Source organism: Serratia sp. BIGb0163 (assembly GCF_024809935.1).
GTDB lineage: Bacteria > Pseudomonadota > Gammaproteobacteria > Enterobacterales > Enterobacteriaceae > Serratia > Serratia quinivorans.
On the sequence record NZ_JANUDZ010000006.1, the window covers coordinates 253,853 to 276,490 of the forward strand.

Annotated in this window: 25 protein-coding genes; 13 read left to right on the forward strand and 12 right to left on the reverse strand. The window is 56.2% G+C overall.

What is annotated here, in order from left to right; genetic code table 11:
* Positions 1-26: 26 nt before the first annotated feature.
* Positions 27-599: a DNA endonuclease SmrA gene (smrA, locus tag M2406_RS20095; protein WP_259191119.1), complete on the reverse strand. Its 573-nt coding sequence runs from the start codon at positions 597-599 to the stop codon at positions 27-29.
* Positions 600-771: 172 nt separating this feature from the next.
* Between smrA and M2406_RS20100 the strand changes: the two genes are divergently transcribed.
* Both M2406_RS20100 and M2406_RS20105 read left to right on the forward strand, forming a co-directional pair.
* Complete coding sequence (locus tag M2406_RS20100; protein ID WP_012146414.1) at positions 772-1,110, forward strand: MbeD/MobD family mobilization/exclusion protein; 339 nt, start codon at positions 772-774, stop codon at positions 1,108-1,110.
* Between the two features lie 66 nt (positions 1,111-1,176).
* Positions 1,177-1,623: a DUF1198 family protein gene (locus M2406_RS20105; protein WP_012146415.1), complete on the forward strand. Its 447-nt coding sequence runs from the start codon at positions 1,177-1,179 to the stop codon at positions 1,621-1,623.
* 29 nt (positions 1,624-1,652) lie between these two features.
* Here the strand turns inward: M2406_RS20105 and M2406_RS20110 are convergent, their stop codons facing one another.
* The 3 genes from M2406_RS20110 to M2406_RS20120 all read right to left on the reverse strand — a co-directional run bounded on the left by M2406_RS20110 (position 1,653) and on the right by M2406_RS20120 (position 4,392).
* Entirely contained in the window at positions 1,653-1,991 is a 339-nt protein-coding gene (locus M2406_RS20110; protein WP_012146416.1) for a DUF2002 family protein, read from the reverse strand.
* 102 nt (positions 1,992-2,093) lie between these two features.
* Positions 2,094-3,284 (reverse strand): MFS transporter, encoded by a 1,191-nt coding sequence (locus M2406_RS20115; protein ID WP_083757608.1) that lies wholly within the window; start codon positions 3,282-3,284, stop codon positions 2,094-2,096.
* A 94-nt stretch (positions 3,285-3,378) separates the two neighbouring features.
* Entirely contained in the window at positions 3,379-4,392 is a 1,014-nt protein-coding gene (locus M2406_RS20120) for an AraC family transcriptional regulator (protein WP_259191122.1), read from the reverse strand.
* Positions 4,393-4,521: 129 nt separating this feature from the next.
* On the opposite strand from M2406_RS20120, the gene M2406_RS20125 reads away from it, so the two are divergent.
* Positions 4,522-5,562, forward strand: a complete 1,041-nt coding sequence (locus M2406_RS20125; RefSeq protein ID WP_259191123.1) for a dienelactone hydrolase — start codon at positions 4,522-4,524, stop codon at positions 5,560-5,562.
* Here the strand turns inward: M2406_RS20125 and M2406_RS20130 are convergent.
* Positions 5,522-6,418 (reverse strand): LysR family transcriptional regulator, encoded by an 897-nt coding sequence (locus tag M2406_RS20130; RefSeq protein ID WP_259191124.1) that lies wholly within the window; start codon positions 6,416-6,418, stop codon positions 5,522-5,524. The two genes, M2406_RS20125 and M2406_RS20130, sit on opposite strands and share 41 nt — an antisense overlap.
* 106 nt (positions 6,419-6,524) lie before the next feature.
* Here M2406_RS20130 and M2406_RS20135 point away from each other — a divergent pair, with 106 nt between their 5' ends.
* Together M2406_RS20135 and M2406_RS20140 are read left to right on the forward strand one after the other, a co-directional pair.
* Positions 6,525-7,904, forward strand: a complete 1,380-nt coding sequence (locus M2406_RS20135; RefSeq protein ID WP_259191125.1) for an MFS transporter — start codon at positions 6,525-6,527, stop codon at positions 7,902-7,904.
* A complete protein-coding gene (locus M2406_RS20140; protein ID WP_017893759.1) occupies positions 7,904-8,284 on the forward strand; it encodes a hypothetical protein in 381 nt (126 codons plus the stop codon). Before M2406_RS20135 ends, M2406_RS20140 begins: the two co-directional genes overlap by 1 nt.
* A gap of 183 nt (positions 8,285-8,467) precedes the next feature.
* On the opposite strand, the gene asr is transcribed toward M2406_RS20140, so the two are convergent.
* Complete coding sequence (gene asr / locus M2406_RS20145; RefSeq protein ID WP_012146423.1) at positions 8,468-8,884, reverse strand: acid resistance repetitive basic protein Asr; 417 nt, start codon at positions 8,882-8,884, stop codon at positions 8,468-8,470.
* Positions 8,885-9,103: 219 nt separating this feature from the next.
* Here asr and M2406_RS20150 point away from each other — a divergent pair, with 219 nt between their 5' ends.
* On the forward strand, positions 9,104-9,412 hold the full coding sequence (locus tag M2406_RS20150) for a YqjD family protein (protein WP_012146424.1): 309 nt from the start codon (positions 9,104-9,106) through the stop codon (positions 9,410-9,412).
* Between the two features lie 63 nt (positions 9,413-9,475).
* Here M2406_RS20150 and M2406_RS20155 read toward each other — a convergent pair whose 3' ends face one another.
* Complete coding sequence (locus M2406_RS20155) at positions 9,476-10,909, reverse strand: PLP-dependent aminotransferase family protein (RefSeq protein WP_259191129.1); 1,434 nt, start codon at positions 10,907-10,909, stop codon at positions 9,476-9,478.
* A gap of 284 nt (positions 10,910-11,193) precedes the next feature.
* Between M2406_RS20155 and M2406_RS20160 the strand changes: the two genes are divergently transcribed.
* From M2406_RS20160 to nrdF, 5 genes are all read left to right on the forward strand, one after another.
* Positions 11,194-11,625, forward strand: a complete 432-nt coding sequence (locus tag M2406_RS20160; RefSeq protein ID WP_012146426.1) for a carboxymuconolactone decarboxylase family protein — start codon at positions 11,194-11,196, stop codon at positions 11,623-11,625.
* 281 nt (positions 11,626-11,906) lie between these two features.
* Positions 11,907-12,143, forward strand: coding sequence for a glutaredoxin-like protein NrdH (gene nrdH / locus M2406_RS20165; protein WP_012146427.1), 237 nt, complete (start codon positions 11,907-11,909; stop codon positions 12,141-12,143).
* A gap of 8 nt (positions 12,144-12,151) precedes the next feature.
* Entirely contained in the window at positions 12,152-12,556 is a 405-nt protein-coding gene (gene nrdI, locus M2406_RS20170) for a class Ib ribonucleoside-diphosphate reductase assembly flavoprotein NrdI (RefSeq protein ID WP_017893761.1), read from the forward strand.
* Entirely contained in the window at positions 12,538-14,682 is a 2,145-nt protein-coding gene (nrdE, locus tag M2406_RS20175) for a class 1b ribonucleoside-diphosphate reductase subunit alpha (protein WP_017893762.1), read from the forward strand. The genes nrdI and nrdE overlap by 19 nt, the downstream gene beginning before the upstream one ends.
* Before the next feature lie 8 nt (positions 14,683-14,690).
* Positions 14,691-15,662: a class 1b ribonucleoside-diphosphate reductase subunit beta gene (nrdF, locus tag M2406_RS20180; protein WP_112362826.1), complete on the forward strand. Its 972-nt coding sequence runs from the start codon at positions 14,691-14,693 to the stop codon at positions 15,660-15,662.
* A 77-nt stretch (positions 15,663-15,739) separates the two neighbouring features.
* Here the strand turns inward: nrdF and M2406_RS20185 are convergent, their stop codons facing one another.
* From M2406_RS20185 to M2406_RS20195, 3 genes are all read right to left on the reverse strand, one after another.
* Positions 15,740-15,994: a hypothetical protein gene (locus M2406_RS20185; protein ID WP_041418669.1), complete on the reverse strand. Its 255-nt coding sequence runs from the start codon at positions 15,992-15,994 to the stop codon at positions 15,740-15,742.
* Positions 15,995-16,025: 31 nt separating this feature from the next.
* Positions 16,026-16,241 (reverse strand): DUF1289 domain-containing protein, encoded by a 216-nt coding sequence (locus M2406_RS20190; RefSeq protein ID WP_012146432.1) that lies wholly within the window; start codon positions 16,239-16,241, stop codon positions 16,026-16,028.
* A 72-nt stretch (positions 16,242-16,313) separates the two neighbouring features.
* Positions 16,314-17,054 (reverse strand): SDR family oxidoreductase, encoded by a 741-nt coding sequence (locus M2406_RS20195; RefSeq protein ID WP_259191130.1) that lies wholly within the window; start codon positions 17,052-17,054, stop codon positions 16,314-16,316.
* Positions 17,055-17,177: 123 nt separating this feature from the next.
* Between M2406_RS20195 and M2406_RS20200 the strand changes: the two genes are divergently transcribed.
* Positions 17,178-18,071 carry a LysR family transcriptional regulator gene (locus tag M2406_RS20200; protein ID WP_259191131.1) on the forward strand — a complete coding sequence of 298 codons (894 nt, stop codon included), beginning with the start codon at positions 17,178-17,180 and terminating at the stop codon, positions 18,069-18,071.
* Between the two features lie 205 nt (positions 18,072-18,276).
* Here the strand turns inward: M2406_RS20200 and M2406_RS20205 are convergent, their stop codons facing one another.
* Together M2406_RS20205 and M2406_RS20210 are read right to left on the reverse strand one after the other, a co-directional pair.
* On the reverse strand, positions 18,277-19,221 hold the full coding sequence (locus M2406_RS20205; protein WP_259191132.1) for an MBL fold metallo-hydrolase: 945 nt from the start codon (positions 19,219-19,221) through the stop codon (positions 18,277-18,279).
* Positions 19,222-19,355: 134 nt separating this feature from the next.
* Positions 19,356-20,711, reverse strand: coding sequence for a 2-hydroxycarboxylate transporter family protein (locus M2406_RS20210; protein ID WP_017893767.1), 1,356 nt, complete (start codon positions 20,709-20,711; stop codon positions 19,356-19,358).
* A gap of 326 nt (positions 20,712-21,037) precedes the next feature.
* On the opposite strand from M2406_RS20210, the gene M2406_RS20215 reads away from it, so the two are divergent.
* The gene (locus M2406_RS20215; protein ID WP_135344988.1) at positions 21,038-22,636 is read left to right on the forward strand and encodes a sensor histidine kinase; all 1,599 of its coding nucleotides are present in this window, start codon (positions 21,038-21,040) and stop codon (positions 22,634-22,636) included.
* Positions 22,637-22,638: the final 2 nt, after the last annotated feature.

Genomic DNA, 22,638 nt, shown 5'->3' on the forward strand with positions numbered 1-22,638 from the left:
GCCGGCTGCTGCTGTTCCACAATCCCCTAACGGCTGCGCTTGGCGTGGCGCTCGAAATTATCCGCCCTGGCCTGCGCCGATTTGCGCAGCGTGACATAGCAGGCACCTTCACCGCCGTCACGCGGCAGCGCCCGGCAAAAAGCCTGAACCTGTTCAAACTGTGCCAGCCACTTGGCGAGATAGCTGCGAATGATATTGGCATGGCTCTCTTCTTCCCGACCACGGCCGTGGACAATCAGCAGCGAACGCAGGTTTTGCTTTTCTGCCTGCAAAATAAAGCGGAACAGCGCCTGCCGCGCAGCCTCCACCGATTGTTTCAGCAGGTTCAGACTGGCCTGCGGCGGATAGCGGCCATGGCTCAGTTTGTCCAGTACTCCCTGCTGAATGCCCTCGCCTTTGTATTCCAGCGGGACTTCGCAAGGGATCAGTTCGAGAAAGCCGGTACTGAGAAAGTTTTCCTGCCGCAGCGCCTGCGCCTCACGCCGGGCACTTTTATCCATCGTTTCCTGCGGTTTAAGGTACAGGGTCTCGGGGGCGCTGGATAACGGGATGACATCCGCCATCGCCTGTTCAAAAAAGTCTTTGTCCTGGTTGCTCATCTTTCTGCCACTCTCAGACTGGGCCTTTAATGCCGGGGATGAACCTGATTGTAAGACGGCTTGCCGCGGTTGCAAGCCGGGAATTTTCCGCAATTGTCGTCAACGGGTGAGGTTCTGTGCAGTTTTCGTTATACTGCTAAACCATTATTGAGTGCCGCAAAGGATCGATCCCATGAAAATGCGCGAGCTGGAAACCCAGTTTCAAAATGCCATGAGCGAGTTGCAGGCCAGCTTCGAAAAGCAGCACCGTGAATGGCAGCACAGCTATCAGGCACTGCAGCAGTTGCTGGAAGAGGCTAAACAGCGTGAAGTCGCATTGCGTATGCAAAATGAGCAGCTGGTGCGCAAGCTGAGCACCGCCAGTTCAGTGCCGGAGCAGCACGCGTTAGTGAAGCAAATCAAAATGCTGGGCGCCCATCTGGACGCGCTGGCCAAGGATGCAGCCACCTTCAACCACCACCTGCGTCATCAACAGCGGGCAGCCGACAATTTCAGCGGCGAACAGCGTTGACACCGGGCGCTGTCACGCAGCGCCTCCTGCCAAATACTGGCGCAATGAGAGTGTAATAAATCATAAATGACCTGGATCATCATCGCTGCCCTGATCGTTGTATTTATTATTGGTTACCGCATTCTGACTTCCGATACTCGCAAAGCCATCGACTCTCTGGCCCACCTGCTGAAAGTAAAACCGATGCTGATTGAATCCATGATTCAGGAGATGGGCAGCCGCAATAGCCAGACGTTTATCCGCGTGCTGAACAACGGTTACACCGAAGAGATGCACCAGGCGGCCTATTTGCTGTTTATCTATCTGACCTTTATCAAACAGGCGGATGACCACCAGATAGCTCTGTGGCGGGAAACGCTGATACGCGCCGGGCTGTCGCCGGAGCTGCATGCCGAACACACCGAGGCCGCGCTGTTTTACTTTGCCGATCTGGATATCGACGCTTTCGAACTGGCGCAGTTTCGCCGCGCTTACAATGAGCGTTTTAATCAGGAAGCGATTGCGAATTGGTAAAATTGTGTCCCCCGCTGGCGGGGGAGGCATTACTGGAACATGCTGTAGATATAGCGCGAAAGCGCATCACGCGAGCTGAAGCCGTGGGGAATGCCGTAACGCGCACTCGGGGCATCGCTGCTTAAATCCAGGGGAAACTCAAGGTACTGATTGCTGATGCGCACCGGCGAGGTCGGCGTGGCAAAATGCACGCTTTTCTCTTTCAGCGCCGGGTGGATCACCAACGCGGTTCTGCCCATCCGCGCCTCACGATTCACATAAACGTAGTGCTCACCCTTGCGGTAACCATAAGACTGGTCGGTGACATAATCACGCTCAAAGCCAGTATTCTCCAACACTCTAGCCACTTCATCCGGCCGTAAATACATCGATTTCTCCTCTCGTTCTGGACCGCTGAGCGACCTTACCGTAATCATGAGATGAAACAATAAATTTTTCGGTATGGATGTGGGTTTAGGAATAATCCTTAACTATAGATTTTGCCGGTTTTGCAGCAGCAAGCGCAGCGTCAACAGCACGCCCAGAAACACTATCAGCGCCGCCGCCAGATAGATTGATGGCACGCCCATGCGGCTCATCAGCAAACCGGCCAACGGCCCGGTGATCCCCAGCGCCAGATCGAGAAACGCCGAGTAGGTGCCCAGCGCAGTGCCCTGATTCTGCTGCGGCACCTGTTTCACCGCCTCCACGCCCAGCGCCGGGAACACCAGCGAGAAACCGGCACCCGCCAACAAAGCCCCGGCCTGCACCATCAGCGGATCGCCGGCCTGCCAGATCATCAACAACCCGACAATCTCGATCAGGAACGACACCAGCGTAACTTTCAAGCCGCCGTGGCGATTAATCGTCTGGCTAAATATCAGGCGGATACCGACAAAGGCAACGCTGAACAGCGTCAGTGAGAACGCGGCCCCACTCCAGCCCTTATCAGCATAGTAGAGGGTAATGAAAGTGGCGATCACGCCAAAACCCACGGTCCCCATCGCCAGCCCCAGGCCGTAAGCCCAGATGCGGCCAAACACGGCGCTAAAGGCAATACGCTGACCGGCTGCGATCGTCACATTGGGCTTACCGCTCGCCAGCCACAACGAAATCGCGACCGCCAGCACGATCAGCGCCGCCACCCCGGCCAATCCCCAATGCTGGTTGAGATAAACGCCCAGTGGCGCTCCGGCCGCCATGGCACCGTATGTCGCTACCCCATTCCACGAGATCACCCGGGCGGTATGCAGCGGCCCCACCAGACCAATGCCCCACAGCGTGGAGCCGGTGCTGGCAAAGCTTTCGCCGACGCCAAGAAACACCCGGCCGACGCATAGCAGGATTAAACTCAGTAACGGCAGGCCGCTGAACCAAAAAGCCACGGCGTAAAACAGGCCGCTTGCGCCGCAGCAGGCCAGGCCGAACAGCACCACCTTTTTCGGGCCGAGCTGATCGGCATAGCGTCCGGCATGCGGGCGGCTAAACAAGGTAGCGAAATACTGGGCGCTGATAATCAAACCGGCCAGTACCGAGTTGTAGCCCAGATCGTTATGCACAAACCCAGGCAGCACCGCCAACGGCAGGCCGATGGTCAGGTAACAAACGAAGGTGAACATCACGACCGACAAAATACGTTTATTCAGTTGGAGATGGTTTTCTTTGGAACTGATTGCGGTCATCGAAGGTGGCTCGCATCGAACGGGGTAAGCAACAGTGCTCAGCATACCCCGATGGGATCCGATGATAAATGTGAGAGTTATAACGAATTATTATTTAACTACGCGTTTGTTGCCTGCGCCATTCGCTCGGATTAACACTATAAATACGCAAAAATTCGCGGTTAAAGTTCGACTTGGTGGTAAAGCCTGCCGCCTGCATGATATCGGTCACCGGATCATCACTGGCAAGCAGCCATTGCGCCGCCTGGTGGACACGCAGCTGATTCACATATTGCGACACATTCATGCCCGCATGCCGATTGATGGCTTGTGACACCCGACGCGCCGGCAAGCCCACTTTGCGCGCCAATCGGGCCAGGTTCAGCTCAGGCTCCAGATAAAGATCATCCTGCAGCAACCGCTGTTGTACCCGGTCAAACCACTCGGCCAATTGCTCTTCGTCTTCGGTAACCTCCGGCGTCGACTCCGGCAGCGACTCCACCGGATGGTCCAGGGGACGGCTACGGGACAACACCAGATAAAGGCTCAAGGCCACCAGCACGTTAACGAGGGTCGCCAGCACAGCAGCGTGCCGGCCATCGAACAGTGAGAAATCGAGTGCAATCACCAGTTCGGCCAGCGCGATGGCTATTAACAGCATGCCCAGACCGCGCCACAACCGGTAACTGAGCCAACTTTCCGCCAGCGCCACCTGCTGTAAGCCGTTCTCACCGCGCCGCAACGCGTACAGCAGTGCCAGGCCGTAACCCAGATAAGCGCTAACAATCAAGGTATCCAGCCAAAAAGGCGCGATCAGACTGGCTAACAGCGTCAGGCCCAACGGCGTCAGGTGCCCAAGCTCACGCCAGCGAAGCTGGCCCTGGGTACTGACCAAAAATGCCAGATAGGTCAACGCAGGGATCGCCACCGCGCCGAACGGTTGCAACCGGTTAAGTTGCGTCACGCCATAGCCGTAGCGGACACCCACCAGCAGACTTTGCCAGGCGCATAACAGCAGCAATAGCTGGAAAACCCAAAGCTGCGGCCGCGGTCGTCCCAGGCGGTACAACAACCCCAGACACAGCAAACCAAACAGAAAAGTGAGCGGAATAAGTGGCATTATCGGCATCTTGTTGTGTTCACACAGAACCGGCAGTGTACTGTCAAAACAATCATTTAACGACCCGGATCGCGATCGAGGTCGCCGGATAGCGCCGCCAATGCCACCCTCGCAAGGTCAACATTTTGAGGAGTGAAAATGAACAGAGCGTTATTGTTGTGGATACTGCTGTGCGGCGTTGCCAGCGCTACCCCTTATCAGGTCGCCACCCACGATCAAGTCTTCCAGGCCGGTTCACGTTCGTTGAACAGCCGAATTTACTACCCTACCACCGAGACCGCTCAACAAAGGGCCATCGGGGCGAATCCGGTCTTTACCGGTATCAACAGCCAACCGGATGCCGTTGTGGCCAGTGGACGTTTCCCGCTGATCGTTATCAGCCATGGCAGCGGCGGTAATAACAGCAGTCAGGGCTGGTTGGCGGCGGCATTAGTCCAACAGGGAGTGATCGTGGTGGCGGCCAATCACCCCGGCAGCACCACCGGCAACTCTGTCCCGGCGCTCTCCGCCGAATTGTGGTTACAGACCGAAGATATTTCCGCCTTGATCAGCGCCATCACCGCCGATCCCCAGTGGGATAAAGTCATTAATCGCCAGATGATTGGCGTTATCGGCCACTCCAAGGGCGGTTACAGTGCCATTGCCGCCATCGGCGGACGAGTTCGACTGGCCGATTTTATCAGCGGCTGCCGACAGGCCCCGCAGTCACCCAACTGCCAGTTTTATACCCAGGCCAAGGTTGATTTGGCTGCGCTCTCCGCCCGGCAATTTGATGCGGATTATACCGACCCGCGCATCCGCTTTGCCGTTGCCCTCGATCCCGGCATGGTGCCTTATCTGTTGCCTGCCAGCCTGCGTCGGCTCAATGCCCCTTTATTGGTCATCGAACCTCAACGTTTCGAACCAGATAACCGGATACCCGGCCTTGGCGGTGCCGCACTGGTCAAAGACGCAGGGCAACAACCGATTGATGCACTACGGCTGTCGAACGGTAACCATTTCGATTTTGTTCCGCTTTGTCAGTCGAATGGCCGTCAAATTCTGGCCGCAGAGGAGAAAGACGCAGCGGTGTTATGCGCTTCCTCCAATACGCAGCGTGAATGGGTACACCAGAAGACAGTGGCAGCCATAATGACGTTTATTCGCCCGTGGCTACCCGCGCCCGCAGAAAATCAATAAACGCCCGCACCTTTTCCGGTACGTGACGCGTGTTTGGATACAGTGCATAAATGCTTTGTATCGGGAATTGATGGTCTGCCAGCAGCGGGCACAGCTTGCCTTCGGCAATGGCGGGTCGCACCAGCCATTCTGGCAGCAATGCCACCCCGGCACCGTGCAGGGCAAAAGCCAGCAGTGCAGCGGCGCTGTCCCCCGTCAGTGTGGCGGCGTCTTCAACCTTGAACAGCACCGCCTGCCGTTCCGGGGTAATCACCTGCCAGCTCAACGGTGAACTAAGGCGGCTGTGGGCTATCCACTGCGCCTGCGCCAGTTGCGCCAGCGAGCCAACAGGATGACGCGCCAAATACGCCGGTGAGGCGACCGGCAGGATGGCAAAACTGTCGAGCCGCGCTGCGTGATGACTGGAGTCCGCCAGTTGCCCCAGCCGGATCGCCACGTCGAAGCGCTCCGAAATCAAATCGGCATGATAAGAAGAAGAAACGTGCTGAATGCGCAAGCGCGGATGCAACTGGGAAAATGCCGCCAGCGCCGGTACCACCACCTGTGCGCCGTATTCCGGCGTGGTGGTGATACGCAATACCCCGCTCAGGCCGTGGTGATCGCGGCGCACGTCATCCAGCACATTCTCCGCGTCTTGCAGTAGCCGCAGGCAGCGTTGATAAAAGCGTTCACCGGCATCGGTCAACGCCAACCGCCGGGTGCTGCGCACCAGCAACGAGACGCCCAACTCGCTTTCCAACTGTTTGACATTGAAACTGACCACCGCCTTGGTTTGCCCCAATGCCACCGCTGCGGCGGTGAAACTGCCCGCATCCACCACCGCCACAAAGATCGCCAAACGCTGCAGGTTAAGCATAGTGTTGCCCGTTATTGTCAAAATTATTTTGACAGTGTAATCGTTCGCAGCCGATTTATCCGCAGTTTCCCACCCGCTACACTGCGGGCCTTCAACCGGAGGCCTCATGCCCTATCGCATCAAAGTCGCAATCGTCTATCTGCTCGGATTTTTTGTCGATCTGATCAACATGTTTATCGCCAATGTCGCTTATCCGTCGATCGGCCATGCGCTGCAGGCTTCGGTCGGTGAACTGGCCTGGGTCAGTAACGGTTATATTCTCGGCCTGACGCTGGTGATCCCGCTCAGCGCCTGGCTGGCACAGCGCATCGGCGGACGACGGGTGTTTTTGTTGTCGCTGACGCTGTTTATGCTGGCGACAACCGCGGCGGGCTACGCCAGCTCCATTGGCGAGTTGATTGGTTGGCGGGTACTGCAAGGTATGGGCGGCGGTTTGCTGATCCCTATCGGCCAAACGCTGACCTATCAACTGTATCGCAGCCACGAACGCGCCGGGCTTTCCGCCGCCATTATGCTGGTCGGCCTGCTGGCACCGGCGCTGTCACCGGCGCTGGGCGGGTTGATTGTCGACAGTCTTGACTGGCGTTGGGTGTTCTTCGCCAACCTACCGCTGGCCGCGCTGGCGTTGCTGCTGGCCGCGCTGTGGTTACGCCCGCAGGCGGCCGATCCGCAGCGCAGGCCGCTCGATCTCAATGGGTTGCTCAGCGCCTGCGCTGCGCTGACGCTAATCCTGCTGGGTCTGACCCGGCTGGGTGAAGCCGATGGCCTGACGCAGGGCATGGTGTTATTGGCTGCCGGGGCACTGATGCTGGCCTATTACCTGCGACGCAGCCTGCGCATTGCCCAACCGCTGCTGAATTTGCGGCTGATGCAGGATCCGTTGCTGCGCACTTCAATGATGATTTATCAATGCATTCCCGGCCTGTTTATCGGCGTCAGCCTGGTCGCCATGCTATATCTGCAAAATCAATTGGGCATGCACGCCGCACAGGTCGGCAGCCTGATGCTGCCCTGGTCGCTGGCCTCGTTTTTGGCCATCACGCTGACCGGCAAGAAGTTTAACCACCTTGGCCCACGACCGCTGTTTATCGCCGGTTGCCTGCTGCAGGGGTTGGGCATTCTGGCGCTGTCGCAAATTACCCATGCCGGGGATCATGGGTTGCAGCTGGCGGCCTTCGCCCTGATGGGCTTTGGCGGCAGCCTGTGCAGCAGCACCGCGCAAAGCAGCGCTTTCCTGCAGATTGCCGATGAGCAACTGGCGGATGCCAGCGCACTGTGGAATATCAATCGACAGCTCAGTTTTTGCCTGGGGGTCGCCCTGCTCAGCCTGCTGCTGAATCTGCTGCTTGAACATTTTTCCCCCGCCGTCGCTTACCAAAGCTGTTTTTACCTGGCCGCCGCCAGCACGCTGATCCCACTGCTGCTGTGTCTGCGCATCGCTAACCGCGCCATCGTGCGCCATCTCAATACTCAACAGGAAAACTGATGAACCGCTATTTTACCGAAGTGATCGACGCTCATGTCGCCATTGAAAACTGGCTGGAGAAAGGTGCAGGGGAAGAACAGGCCTTATTGGCACGTTTTGACCCGGCATTCAGCATGATCGCGCTAAACGGCAGTCGGCTGGATTTCGCCGCACTGAGCGCCTTTTTCCACGCGCATCGCGCCGCTAAACCGGGGCTGGAAATCACTATAGAAGAGATGACGTTGGTGGCCGAATGGCCGACCGGTGCGGTGGTCAGCTACCGTGAAAAGCAAATGTTGCCGGGACAGGCGGCAACGCTACGCAACTCCACCGTGGTGTTCGAACAGACCCAAACCGGGCTGGGTTGGCGGCACCTGCATGAAACCACGCTGGCGCAGTAATCAGAGAAAACCGTCGGCCAGGAACAGCTCCCAGGCGACAATTAACCCACACAGGGTGACGGCGCTGAAAATCACTTCGAATAAATAACGATTGATCATCATGAGCTAGCCCTCAAAAGAAAACACCCGGCAAAACCGGGTGTTTAAATACTGTCTGGATGCTGCGGTACCCGCAGACTTCACTTATTTAGCGGCTGGAGCTGCTTTTTTGGTGGCTTTGTGGTGTTTTTTAGCAGCCTGGGCTTTTTGAGCTGCAGCTGGCTTGGTCGCTTTGTGGTGCTTTTTAGCGGCCTGGGCTTTCTGTGCTGGAGCGGCTTTGGTCGCTTTGTGGTGCTTTTTGGCGGCCTGGGCTTTCTGTGCTGGGGCTTTCTTGGTCGCTTTGTGGTGCTTTTTAGCGGCCTGAGCTTTCTGAGCTGGGGCTTTCTTGTGCGCTTTCTTATGGTGAGTGGCTTTAGCTGGTGCCTTGGTAGCAGCAGCGGCTGGTGCAGCGGTAGTGGTTGCAGCTGGAGCCGCAGCCGCTGGAGCTACTGCATCGGCAGCGAAGGCAACAGAAGACAGACCCATGGTAGCAGCAACGATCAGGGCTAATACTTTTTTCATCTTTAATTCCTCAGAGTGTTTTTTCAGTAAGCCCCGTTGGGCCGTTGAAGCAGATACTAGAGGAATCGATGAGCCGCTTCCGTGAGTGATTGGTTTCGCCGAGTAACCAAATGTACAGCGACAGTATGACCATCGGACAGGCCGTTTTTTTCCGTGATCGCCAACACATTTTAAATAATGGTCTACACTTAAAAGACATGTGTCGAAACGGAGAATCGAATGTTTAAGAGATCAGAAAAAGTAGAACGCGACATCGATCAAGACGTCACCCTGCTGGCGGATACGCTGGATGAGGTGCTACGCGAATCCGGTGACAAGACCAAGGAGGAACTGAAAGAGCTGCACAGCAAGGCAAAAGGCGTTTTACGCGATGCCCGTGCGCGCTTCAATGGCTCCAGCAATTTGACACAGCACGCCCGCGATGTCGTCGGACAAGCCGACAGCTACGTGCGCGACAAACCTTGGCAGGGCGTTGGGATCGGGGCCGCTGTCGGCATCGTCCTTGGCGTACTGCTGGCCCGGCGTTAACACCCCTTGCAGTCATAAAGATAAAACAGATGTGCGTCTGGCCCACGGGAAACCGTGGGCCGTTTAATTTCTGCCTTTGAACAACTCAGCCAATCTGGCCACCGCACGCTCCGTCTCGGTCTGCTGAGTAAAGTTGGCAAACCCCATCAGCAAACCAGTACCTGTAGGCTCTGTGATTCGCCAGTCCGATAGCGCCTGCACCGACAGACCGCACTGCCAGGCGTCCTGCGCCAAGCGCCGATCCTCTCCATCCTGTTTAAAACGAGCCAATAGCTGAATGCCGCCGTCCTGCGACGCCACCGTCAAATACTCCGCCAACTGTTGTTCCAGCGCTTGCGCCAGCCACGCTCTGCGCTGGCGGTAGATTGGCCGCATCCGTTTCAAATGGCGATAGAAATGCCCCTGTTCTATAAAGTCCGCCACGCTGGCCTGTAACAACGGCGGGCAACCGCAGCCGCGCAGCCGACTGCTGCGCCCAAAGGCTTCCACCTGCCCTGCCGGTACCACTAAATACGCCATGCGCAATGCCGGGAACAGCGTTTTGCTGAAGGTTCCGGCGTAAAGCACCCGCCCCTGACGATCGAGACTTTTCAGCGGTGGCAACGGCCTGCCGTGGTAACGAACCTCACTGTCGTAGTCATCTTCAATCACCCATGCCGCCTGCTGTTGCGCCCACTCCAGCAATGCCATGCGCCGCGCCAGGCTAAGCGAAACCCCCAATGGACTTTGGTGAGTCGGCGTCAGCACCGCCATCCGTGCCTGAGGCGCCCTGGCCATACCGCTGGCAATGTTCATGCCCTGTTCATCAACCGGCACCGCCACCGGCCGCATGCCGGCGGCTTGAAACAGCGGCAGCGTCACCGGATAGCCCGGATCCTCCAGCCATACCTGATCGTCCGGCTTGAGCAGGGTACCGATCACCAGATCCAGCAGCGCCTGATACCCTGCGCAGATAAACACCTGTTCCGGTCGGCAACTGATGCCGCGCGAAAGCTGTAAATAATTGACGATCGCCGCACGTAGCTCAGGCAATCCCTGAGTTGAAGGATGGGCCAGAGCAGCCAGTGGGCTGGTGCGCAACTGGCGGCCGACAATCCGCTGCCACAGTGCGCGAGGAAAGGCATCCAACGCCGGTAGCCCCAGTTGAAACGGCTGTGTGGCGCCGTTCGGATGCAGCGGATTCGCCGTCACCGCTGGCAAAGGCTCCACCGCCAGCGCCGCACGCACCGGCAGGTTTTGCAACTGCGGGGAAACATAGGTTCCCGCCTGCCCCCGACTTTGCAGAAAACCTTCGGCAATCAGCTGAGCATAGGCACTTTCCACCGTCGCGCGCGCTACGCCCAGATCGCTCGCCAGTCCACGAACCGAAGGCAGCCGACTGCCCGCCTGCAGAGTTCCCTGCGCAATGGCATCTTTAATTCGCAGATAAATCTGCCGGTACAGCGGATCGGCAAGCCGACTGTCCAGCGTTAGGGAGGAAAGAAACGGACGCATCACGTCTTAATGCTACAAATCAAGGCGAAATAGTCCCCTCTCCCTTGGGAGAGGGTTAGGGTGAGGGGAAGCACACTGATGCAAAAGCCCCTCACCCCGGCCCTCTCCCAAAGGAGAGGGAGATGCTCACTCAAGCAACGTCGCACACACATATGCCCAATACTGCTGGTCTGATGGATACAGTGCATTATGGCCCGGTTAAATAATCATTTTATGGCCCTATAGTATAGTCCATATCACCGTTAAAGTAGCGTCATGTTCCTGTTATTCGCACACCGAGGTTGACCATGATTAAGCAACGTTTGAACTATTCCGCACTCTCCCCCGCACCGTACAAAAGCATGGTGAGCGCCCTGATGGCACTGGAGAAAGGCGCGCTGGACAAAGCGACGATTGAACTGATGTTCATGCGTGTTTCGCAGATCAACGGCTGTGCCTTCTGCCTGGATATGCACGGCAAAACGCTACGCGAAAGCGGCGTCAATAACGCCAAACTGGACCAGTTGGCAGGCTGGCGCGTTAGCCATGAATTCAGTGAGCGCGAGCGTGCAGCACTGGAATGGGCAGAGTCCGTCACTCTGATCGCCACGACTGGCGCACCGGACAGCGCGTTTGAAGCACTGCAGGCGCACTTCAGCGACGTGGAAATTGCCGATTTGACCTTCGCCATCAGCATCATGAATGCCTTTAACCGCCTGGCCATCAGCATGCGTCAGTGATAAAACCGCACTTCCCCTCTCGCGACGAGAGGGGTTTTCCGTCAATAACCCTCTGCAAAAAAAATTTACCCGCCGCTTTTCCAGCCCCGCTGCGCCCTGCGCAAAAAACCCAACAAAACACCATATATAGCGTGGTTGATAAAACAAATATCTACATATAGTATTTAAGCCATCAACCGCAGGGAATATGTCGCGGTCGGTAACGCCGTCAGAAACGCCGTTCAATGCTCCGTTATCTGACCTTTCCGCCTTTCCTTCAGCTTAAAAGGTAAATGCGAATCATGAGCATTATTATTTACAGTAAACCGGACTGTGTCCAGTGCAACGCCACCTATCGCGCATTCGATAAACAAGGGATTGGTTATCAGGTGATCGACCTCACCCAGGATCAACAGGCGCTGAGCCATGTCAAATCCCTTGGCTATCAGCAGGTTCCGGTGATTATCGCCGGTGACGATCACTGGTCCGGTTTCCGCCCGGACAAAATTGGCGCACTGGCTCACGCCCTGGTGCCTTGAGGCCGACCATGAACCCGCTGGTCTATTTCTCCAGCAGCTCGGAGAACACCCACAGGTTCGTTGAAAAGTTGGGCTTGCCGGCGATGCGCATACCGATCGCCGGTGCCCGCAGCAAACTGTTGATGGAAACACCCTATATTTTGATCGTGCCCAGCTATGGCGGCGGCAGCGCCGTGGGAGCCGTGCCGATCCAGGTGATCCGCTTTCTCAACGATCCACAGAATCGCGCCTTCCTGCGCGGCGTCATCGCCGCCGGGAATACCAATTTCGGTGCAGCGTACGGCATTGCCGGCGACATCATCGCCAAAAAATGTCAGGTGCCTTTTCTTTACCGTTTTGAACTGCTCGGCACCACACAAGACGTTGCAAACGTTCGACAGGGAGTAACCGCATTTTGGCAACGACAGAACTGACCAGGCCCACCACCAGCGCGCTGGATTATCATTCGCTCAACGCGATGCTCAATCTTTATGATGCCGAAGGCCGCATCCAGTTTGATAAGGATCGACTGGCGGCGCGGCACTACTTCCTGCAGCACGTGAATCAAAACACCGTGTTCTTCCACAACCTGGAAGAAAAGCTGCGCTATCTGGTGGAAGAAGGTTATTACGAGCAAAGCGTACTGGCGCAATACGACTTCGCCTTTATCAAGCAGCTATTCCAGCAGGCCTACGCGAAAAAATTCCGCTTCGAGACCTTCCTCGGGGCCTTTAAGTACTACACCAGCTACACGCTGAAAACCTTTGACGGCAAACGCTATCTGGAACGCTACGAGGACCGGGTGTGCATGGTCGCCATGACGCTGGCCGCAGGCGATACCGCACTGGCGCAGGATTTGGTAGAAGAAATGATCTCCGGTCGCTTCCAGCCGGCGACGCCAACCTTCCTCAACTGCGGCAAACAGCAGCGCGGCGAACTGGTTTCCTGCTTCCTGCTGCGCATTGAAGACAACATGGAGTCGATTGGCCGGGCGGTGAATTCTGCGCTGCAACTATCGAAACGCGGCGGCGGCGTGGCATTTTTGCTGACCAATATCCGTGAAGTCGGTGCGCCGATCAAACGCATTGAGAACCAATCCTCCGGCGTTATTCCGATCATGAAAATGCTGGAAGACGCCTTCTCTTACGCCAACCAACTGGGCGCACGCCAGGGGGCAGGAGCGGTCTATCTCAATGCCCACCACCCGGATATCCTGCGTTTTCTCGATACCAAGCGCGAAAACGCCGACGAGAAGATCCGCATTAAAACGCTGTCGCTCGGAGTGGTGATCCCGGATATCACCTTCGAGCTGGCGAAAAACAACGAAGAGATGTACCTGTTCTCGCCGTATGACGTCGAGCAGGTGTATGGCGTGCCCTTCTCGGAAATCAGCGTCAGCGAGAAATATCGCGAAATGGTGGATGACAAGCGCATCCGCAAATCACGCATCAATGCGCGTGAGTTTTTCCAGGTGCTGGCGGAGATCCAGTTCGAATCTGGTTACCCGTACATGATGTTTGAAGATACCGTCAATCGTGAGAACCCGATCGCCGGACGCATCAATATGAGTAACCTGTGCTCGGAGATTTTGCAGGTTAACCGCGCCAGCACTTACCACGATGACCTGAGCTATGACCAGGTGGGCAAGGATATCTCCTGCAACCTCGGCTCGCTAAACATCGCCAAAACCATGGATGCGCCGGACTTCGGCAAAGCCGTCGACACCGCGATCCGTGCGCTGACTGCGGTGGCAGATATGAGCGACATTCGTTCGGTGCCGTCGATCGCCGAAGGCAATCGCAGCTCGCACGCCATCGGTCTGGGCCAGATGAACCTGCATGGCTATCTGGCACGCGAACGCATCTTTTATGGCTCGGAGGAAGGGATTGATTTCACCAATATCTATTTCTACGCCGTTGCTTACCACGCCATTCGCGCCTCTAACCAATTGGCGATTGAACGCGGCAGCGCCTTCGGCGGCTTTGAGGATTCCACCTACGCCTCCGGTGAGTATTTCAGCAAATACACCGAGCGGGATTGGCTGCCACAGACCGAGCGAGTTCGCACACTGTTTGCCGACGCCAATATCGCCATTCCAGGCCGTGAAGAGTGGCTGGCGCTGCGCCAGTCAGTGATGATGCACGGACTGTACAACCAGAACCTGCAGGCGGTGCCACCAACCGGTTCCATTTCTTACATCAATAATTCGACCTCCAGCATTCATCCGATTGTGTCACGCATCGAGATCCGCAAAGAGGGCAAGATTGGTCGCGTGTATTATCCGGCGCCCTATATGACCAACGACAACCTGGAGTACTACCAGGATGCCTATGACATCGGGCCGGAAAAGATCATTGATACCTATGCCGCCGCCAGCCAGCACGTCGATCAGGGATTGTCGCTGACGTTGTTCTTCCGCGACACCGCCACTACGCGCGACATCAACCGCGCGCAGATTTACGCCTGGCGTAAAGGCATCAAAACCATTTATTACATCCGTCTGCGCCAGATGGCGTTGGAAGGCACCGAGGTGCAGGGCTGCGTGTCCTGCGCACTGTGAGGCAAATTATGAATAGCATTAAACCGGCGCAGCTGGTGCGCGCAGTCAACTGGAACATCATCGAAGACGACAAGGATCTGGAGGTGTGGAACCGTCTGACCTCCAACTTCTGGCTGCCGGAGAAGGTGCCGCTGTCGAACGATATTCCCTCGTGGGCCACGCTGACACCAAAGGAACAGCAACTGACCATCCGGGTGTTCACCGGCCTGACGCTGCTCGATACCATTCAGAATACCGTCGGGGCACCCGCGCTGATCGCCGATGCCATTACGCCGCACGAGGAGGCGGTGTACTCCAATATCAGCTTTATGGAGGCGGTACACGCCCGCTCCTACAGCTCGATTTTCTCCACGCTGTGCCAAACGCCGGACGTCGACGACGCCTACCGCTGGAGCGAGGAAAACCGTGCGCTGCAGAAAAAGGCCAGCATCATTTTGGCCCACTACCGCAGTGACGATCCGCTGATGAAGAAGGTCGCCAGCGTGTTCCTCGAGTCGTTCCTGTTCTATTCGGGCTTTTACCTGCCGATGTACTGGTCTAGCCGCGCCAAACTGACCAACACCGCCGATCTGATCCGCCTGATCATCCGCGACGAGGCAGTACACGGCTATTACATTGGCTATAAATTCCAGAAAGGATTGGAAAAGGTCGACGCCGCCCGCCGGCAACAGGTGAAAAACTTCGCCTTCGATCTGCTGCAGGATCTGTACGACAACGAGGTGCGTTACACCGAAGAGCTGTACGACGGCGTGGGCTGGAGCGAGGACGTGAAAACCTTCCTGCACTATAACGCCAACAAGGCGCTGATGAATCTGGGGTACGAAGCGCTGTTCCCACCGTCGATGGCGGAGGTCAATCCGGCGATTCTGTCTGCGCTGTCGCCGAACGCCGATGAGAACCACGACTTCTTCTCCGGCTCCGGCTCGTCTTACGTGATTGGCAAAGCGGTCAATACCGAGGATGACGACTGGGATTTTTGAGGTTAATAGCAGGGGCGAATAACTTCGCCTTATAACGATAACCGGTGAACGGGCGCAGCATGCAGCGCCCCTACAATTCATTCTTTTGCTAGCTGCACATTACTTTCGAGAAAACCTCGCATATCGCCCCAGGAAAGCGTTTTTCCCGTTGCCACTAGATTGGCATAACGATTTTCTGCCTCATCCTCAAAATTGCGGCGCAGTTCTCTTCTCTGAATTTTCTCGGTAATTGCCTGTAAAATAAAACTGTTAGAAGTTATACCACTTTGTTTTGCTGCCGCTATTATTCGACCTTCAAGCCTTTCAGGTATCAAAACAGTAATTATTGGCATAGTAAGTCCCTCTCTTACATCCTCAATATATTCATTCAGAGATCACGGCACGCTGCCGGATGCGTTGCCAGATGGCCCGCTTTTCATCGTCATCGGCGCTCGACCAGGCGGCGATTTCATCCAACGTGCGCCAACAGCCACGGCACCACGATTTTTCGGTGTCGATCTGGCAAACATTATTGCAGGGCGAACGGACGCCATCATCGATCTGACTGCCCGTCTTCCTTCTTCTACTGCGGCCTACCATTAAACGCTTCCTCGCGGTGGATTTCCCGCCACAGGATACCCGATCCCACCGCGGAAAAACCGGTCGCAAGCATCAGATAATGCCACCGTTGGCACGCAAGGTTTGGCCGTTGATCCAGGCACCGTCGGCACCGGCCAGGAATGATACCGCCGCGGCGATATCCTGCGGCTGGCCCAGACGCTCCAGCGGTGCCATTTTCGCCAGACGTTCGACAAGCTCCGGCGTTTTACCGTCCAGAAACAATCCGGTGGCGGTCGGGCCCGGCGCTATCGCATTGACGGTGATATTACGCCCGCGCAGCTCTTTCGCCAGCACGCTGGTCAGCGCCTCAACGGCGGCCTTACTGGCGGCGTACATGCCGTAGCCCGGCTGTAACAACCCGACCACGCTGGAAGAAAAGTTGATGATGCGGCCATTGTCGCGCAGACGTTTCGCCGCTTCACGCAGGGTATTGAAGGTGCCCTTCAGGTTGATGTCGATCAGCCGATCGACATCGGCATCGCTCATTTCCGCAACCGGGGCCAGTGCAATTACCCCGGCGTTGTTGACCAAAATATCCACGCCGCCGAAGGCCTGTTCGGCGTGGTCAAACATTTTTGCCACCGCTGCGGCATCGCTGACGTCCGCTTTGGCGCTCAGCGCGCGGCCGCCATTTTGCTCGATTTTGCGCACCAGTTGATCGGCCAAAGCCTGATTACCTGAATAATTGACGATCACTGTCATACCGTCGGCGGCCAGCCGTTCGGCGATGGCGGCACCGATGCCGCGTGATGCGCCGGTTACGATGGCAACTTGTTGGGTGGTGGTGTTCATCTGATCTCTCCTCGTCGGCGCTGCGCCGGCAGACTTGCTGGCGTGAGATCATCATGCACCTTTCGCAATGGCGGATAATCCCCTAATCTTCGTTATCACTATTCGAATAAAACGAACAATCCCATGGACAGAATTGATGCCATGCGTCTGTTTACCCGCGTGGTGGAACAACGCAGCTTTACCCAGGCCGCGCAGGATCTGGCTCTGCCACGTTCGACGGTGACCGATGCCATCAAACAACTGGAGGCCAGGTTGCAGGTGCGGCTGCTGCAGCGCACCACTCGCCACGTCAGCCCAACGCTGGATGGCGAGGCTTACTATCAGCGCTGCCTGACTATTCTGGCGGATATCGAAGATGCCGAAATGGCCTTTGCCGGTGCAAAACCGCGTGGGTTGTTGCGCATTGATGTGCATGGCACGCTGGCCCGCCACTTTCTGCTGCCGGGGTTGCCCGACTTTCTGGCGCAATACCCGGATATCGAATTGTTTATGAGCGAAGGCGATCGGCTGGTGGATCCGGTGCGGGAAGGCATCGACTGCGTGATCCGCGTAGGTAAACTGAAAGACAGCGATATGGTGGCGCGTCGGCTGGGTGAGCTGGAAGAAGTGACCTGCGCGGCACCGGACTATCTGCAACGCTTCGGCACGCCACTTGGCATCGATGAACTTGAAGGGCACCGCATGGTGGGTTTTCGCTCCTCGGCCAGCGGCAGCATAATGCCACTGGAGTTTAATGTCGCAGGCCAGCCGCAGCAGCTAATATTGCCCTGCACGGTGTCGGTCAGCGCGGCGGAAAGCCTGGTGGCTGCGGCTCGTATGGGGTTGGGGATTATTCAGGTGCCGCGCTATCACCTGCGCGACGATTTGGCCAGCGGCAGTCTGCTGCCGCTGTTACCACAATTCCCTTCCACACCAATGCCGGTATCGCTGTTGTATCCCCGCAGCCGCCAACTTTCACCCCGGGTACGGGTATTTATCGACTGGTTCAGCAAGGTGTTCGCCGCAGGCAACCACTAAAAAACCGCCCATAAGGGCGTAATGCCGGTCAGTTAAGCAAAGTTCTGAATCAGAATGTACGACGTTGTTTAAGTGGGCGTCCCCCTCTCCAGAGGGAGAGGGCCGGGGTGAGGGGCTTTGGCCTTGGTATGTATCCCCTCACCCTAACCCTCTCCCAAAGGAGAGGGAACAATAACAAGCATTACCCATCGGGGCGGCCAATGGCTTACATTGTGCCGTAGTCCAGCGGGACCCAGTTGTAGCCTTCACCCTGCTGATTGAGATAACCCAATCCCGGGAATGACAGATGCGCAGCGCCCACCAGCACACTCTGCCGGGCGCTATCACCAAAGACTCGCAGGCGCTGAGCCACCGCCGCTTTGGCATCGCTGTCGAAACTTATGGCAACGCGCGGATCGGGAAGCTGCACTGCCGCCACATGGATCAGATCGCCAATCACCAGCAGCTTTTTACCTTCGCTCTCGACCAGATAAATACTGTGCCCCGGCGTATGGCCATGAGTCGCGAACGCGCTGATCCCTGGCGACAACTCACCGTCACTGGCGAAAGATTTAAAGTGCCCAGCAGCCTGATAGGGTTTGATCGCCGCCATTGCCCTTTCAAACGAGGCTCTGTCTTCGCTTTTCGCCTGCTTCAATCGGCTCTCGCTCAGCCAAAAATCGGCATCCTGCTGACTGGCGCGCACCACCGCATTCGGGAATACCGCCTTGCCGTTTTGCGACAGGCCGCCGAGATGATCCGGATGCAGATGGGTCAGATAAATTTCGTCCACCTGTTGCGGCTGATAGCCGGCGGCCTTCAGGTTGGCCACCAGCTTGCCCAACCCGTCCCCCAGCAACTTGCCGGCGCCGGTATCAATCAGGATCAGCTTACTGCCGGTGTTGATCAGATAGGCATTGACCGAGGTGATCACCGGCAGTTTCTGATGGCGCTCGGCCAGGGCGTTTTCAATCTGCTTTGGCGAGCTGTTAAGCAGCAGTTTTTCCACCGGCAAACGGAGCACACCATCGGACAAGGCGGTGACCTCATAGCTGCCCAGCATGATGCGATAAAAACCCGGCGCGGGGGTTTTCACCTGTGGCGCAGCGGCCAGAGTTTGCAGCGACATGACGGCCAGCGCCGCCCCCAGCAGGTAACGTTTCCAGAACATAACGACTCCTTATTGTAAATTTGGCAGCGCTAAGTATTGACGCAAAACCCAGAGCCTGCCCGCAAGAGCGATGACACAGGCAAAAAAAATCCCCGCGGGGGCGGGGAAAGGCAAAGAAAACTGAGTTTTTTTTGTTATACGAAGAATTTGGCCAGGACTAACAAAGAGAGTGAGACGTTGATCGCACCGCCAATACGGGTGGCGATCTGGGCAAACGGCATCAGCGACATGCGGTTACCGGCAGTCAGGATGGCCACATCACCGGTGCCGCCCTGCCCGCTTTGGCAGCAGGAGACAATCGCCACGTCGATCGGGTGCATGCCAATTTTTTTGCCGACGAAGAAACCGGTCGCCACCAGGGTGGAAACGGTGCTGACAATCACCACCAGGTTTTGGAGAGTGAAGGCGTTAACCAGTTCCTGCCATGGGGTGATGGCTACGCCAACGGCAAACAGGATTGGGTAGGTCACCGCCGTGCGGAAGAACTTATACACCACCTGCGAACCTTCCTGAATGCGTGGGGAAACACCGTGTGCCAGCTTCACCGCTACCGCCGCGAACAGCATGCCAACCGGTGCAGGCAGGCCAATCATGCGGTGCAGCAGCATCCCGACCATGTACAGCAGGATGGCCAGCAGCGCGCCACAGGCAATGGTACTGACATCCACCTTACCGCTGATTTTATCCACCGCGCTCATTTCGCTGTCACCCTGCTTGCTCGGCATCAGGCTGCCCTCACCGGTCAGGTGCGGGTAGCGTTTACCGAGTTGATTCAGCAAGCCGGCAAGCACAATGGCGGTCAGACTGCCGAGCATCACGATCGGCAAAATACGACCTAACGCCACCCCCTGCTCCATATGCAAAATTGCCGCGTAGCCCATCGACAGCGGGATCGCGCCCTCACCGACGCCCCCGGCCATGATTGGCAAGATCAGGAAGAAGAAGATCTGGAAGGGTTCCAGCCCAAGAGCCATACCAACGGCCATGCCCACCAGCATGCCGGCAATCTCGCCGCACAGCATCGGTACAAAGATGCGCAGGAAGCCCTGGATCAGCACCTGACGATTCATACTCATAATACTGCCGACGATAATGCAGCAGATATAGAGGTACAGAATATTGGTCGACTTATAGAATTTGGTGGTCGACTCCACCACCACATCCGGCAGCAGGCCGTAATGCACCAGTGCGGAAGGAATAAAGGTGGCGCAGATCGCCGCGGCACCCATTTTGCCGATCAGCGGCAGGCGTTTACCGAACTCACCGCAGGCAAAGCCAAAGAAGGCCAGCGTTGCGACCATCACTACGATATCGCTGGGTAATTTCCCTTCCAGGCAATCAAGTAAAATAAGTACGCCGGCCAGAACAAAGAACGGCAACGGAATAATCCCTACTTTGTAGTTATCCAGTATGTGCCACCATTTTTCACGCAATGGTATTTCAGCGGCTTTATCTTTGGCGACGAGGTAAGAATCATCTGTTGTGCTCATAATCTGGCCTCTTATTAGTTTGTTCAGCCATCATAGAGAAACGCACGGATTATCTGCTGTGATTTTGTTCAAAATAAAAAAGGGTTTTTAATGGTGGTTATGGTTTCTATGGTGTTAATTGAGGTTATGTAAAATACAGAGTGGTTTTAATGGTGTTAATGTTATTTTAACTTTAAAAGTTATCAATTTTATTGCAGTCATGAATGCAGCGACCCGCCAAGAATAAACCCGTGGCGGCGATCACAAGTTGATCCGGCGCAATATTACATGAACCCCGACTCATGATAGGGTAAGCGCTCAGGATTTCTCAGGGTGCCTCCCAGACCATGCGCATAAAACTCTCATTTCAAATCAAGCTATTCCTGTGCCTGGTCGCCTTCTCCTGCCTGCTGCTGAGCTTTATTGGCGCCTATACCTACTATCAGCTCGATGCCCAGTTGCACCGCGATCTCGGCGCGCGAGCGCAGGTACAGGCGCGAGAAATTGCCCTGATCCCCTCGCTGGTCAGCGCGGTGGAAAAAAACGACCCGGTAAAAATCGCCGAATTGATGAAAAAAATACGCGCCAGCAGCGATGCCAGCTATATCGTGATCGGCGATAAACAAACCCGGCATCTTTACCATTCTGAATATACCAACCGTGTCGGTACCCCAATGGTCGGGGGCGATAATAAAGAGGTTTTGGAAGGGAAAAGTATTATTTCCATCCGCAAAGGTGGCATCGGCATTTCATTGCGCAGTAAAGCGCCCATTATGGATGAGTATAATAACGTCATCGGCATTGTTTCGGTCGGCTATCTGAAATCCCATATTGATAACCTGAATGCCAGAACCCTGACGCAAATCGTCGGCTCCATTGTGTTGTTATTAATCGCCCTGTTTGTTTTTTCCTGGCTATTGTCGAAGAATTTAAAACGCCAGATGTTCTGGCTGGAACCCAAAGAAATTGCGCTACTGGTACGTCAGCAAAAAGCCTTGCTAGAGGCCATCTATGAAGGCGTCATCGCCGTCGACCCGCAACTGCGGATCATCACCATCAACCACGCGGCGCGTGAACTGCTGGAGCTGCGCCAGCCTGCCGCCGCGCTGATGGGCCGCAATATCGGCGAGATTATCCAGTCACAGCCGGACTTCTTCGGCGCCTCCCAGTTGGGGCACGACACCCACGACGAGGTTTGCCGCTTTAACCACGTGCGGGTTATCGCCAGCCGGGTGCGTATTATGCAGGAGCAAGAGCTGCAGGGCTGGGTGATCAGCTTCCGCGACAAGAACGACATCAATACCCTGAGCAGCCAGCTCAGTCAGGTCAAACGCTACGCTGACAACCTGCGCATCATGCGCCATGAGCAGCTTAACTGGACTGCCACCCTGGCCGGGCTGTTGCATATGCAGCGCTACGACGAGGCGATCCGCTATGTGGAGGCTCAATCGGAAGGCGCGCAAGAAATTCTCGACTTTATTTCGCAGCGTTTCAGCTCGGCGGCACTCTGTGGTTTGCTGTTGGGCAAATACTCCAGCGCCAGGGAAAAAGGCGTTGAGCTGCGCTTCGATCCCGCCTGCCAGCTACGACAAATCCCGGCGGCGCTGAATGAAACCGAACTGATGTCGATCATCGGCAATTTGCTGGATAATGCGGTAGACGCTACGCTGCATTGCGCCGAGCCACACGAGGCGGTAGAACTCTATATTAGCGATATCAGCAATGAGCTGGTGATTGAAGTGGCCGATCGCGGTATCGGCATTGCGCCCGAGGTGCGTGATACGCTGTTCGAGCAGGGCGTCACCACCAAAGAAGATAAAGGTGACCACGGCATCGGCCTGCATTTGGTCGCCAGCCACGTAGCGCAGGCGCATGGCAGTATAGAAGTGTCGGACAACGAGCCGCACGGGGCCATTTTTTCTTTATTTATCCCTAAAACCTTATAACC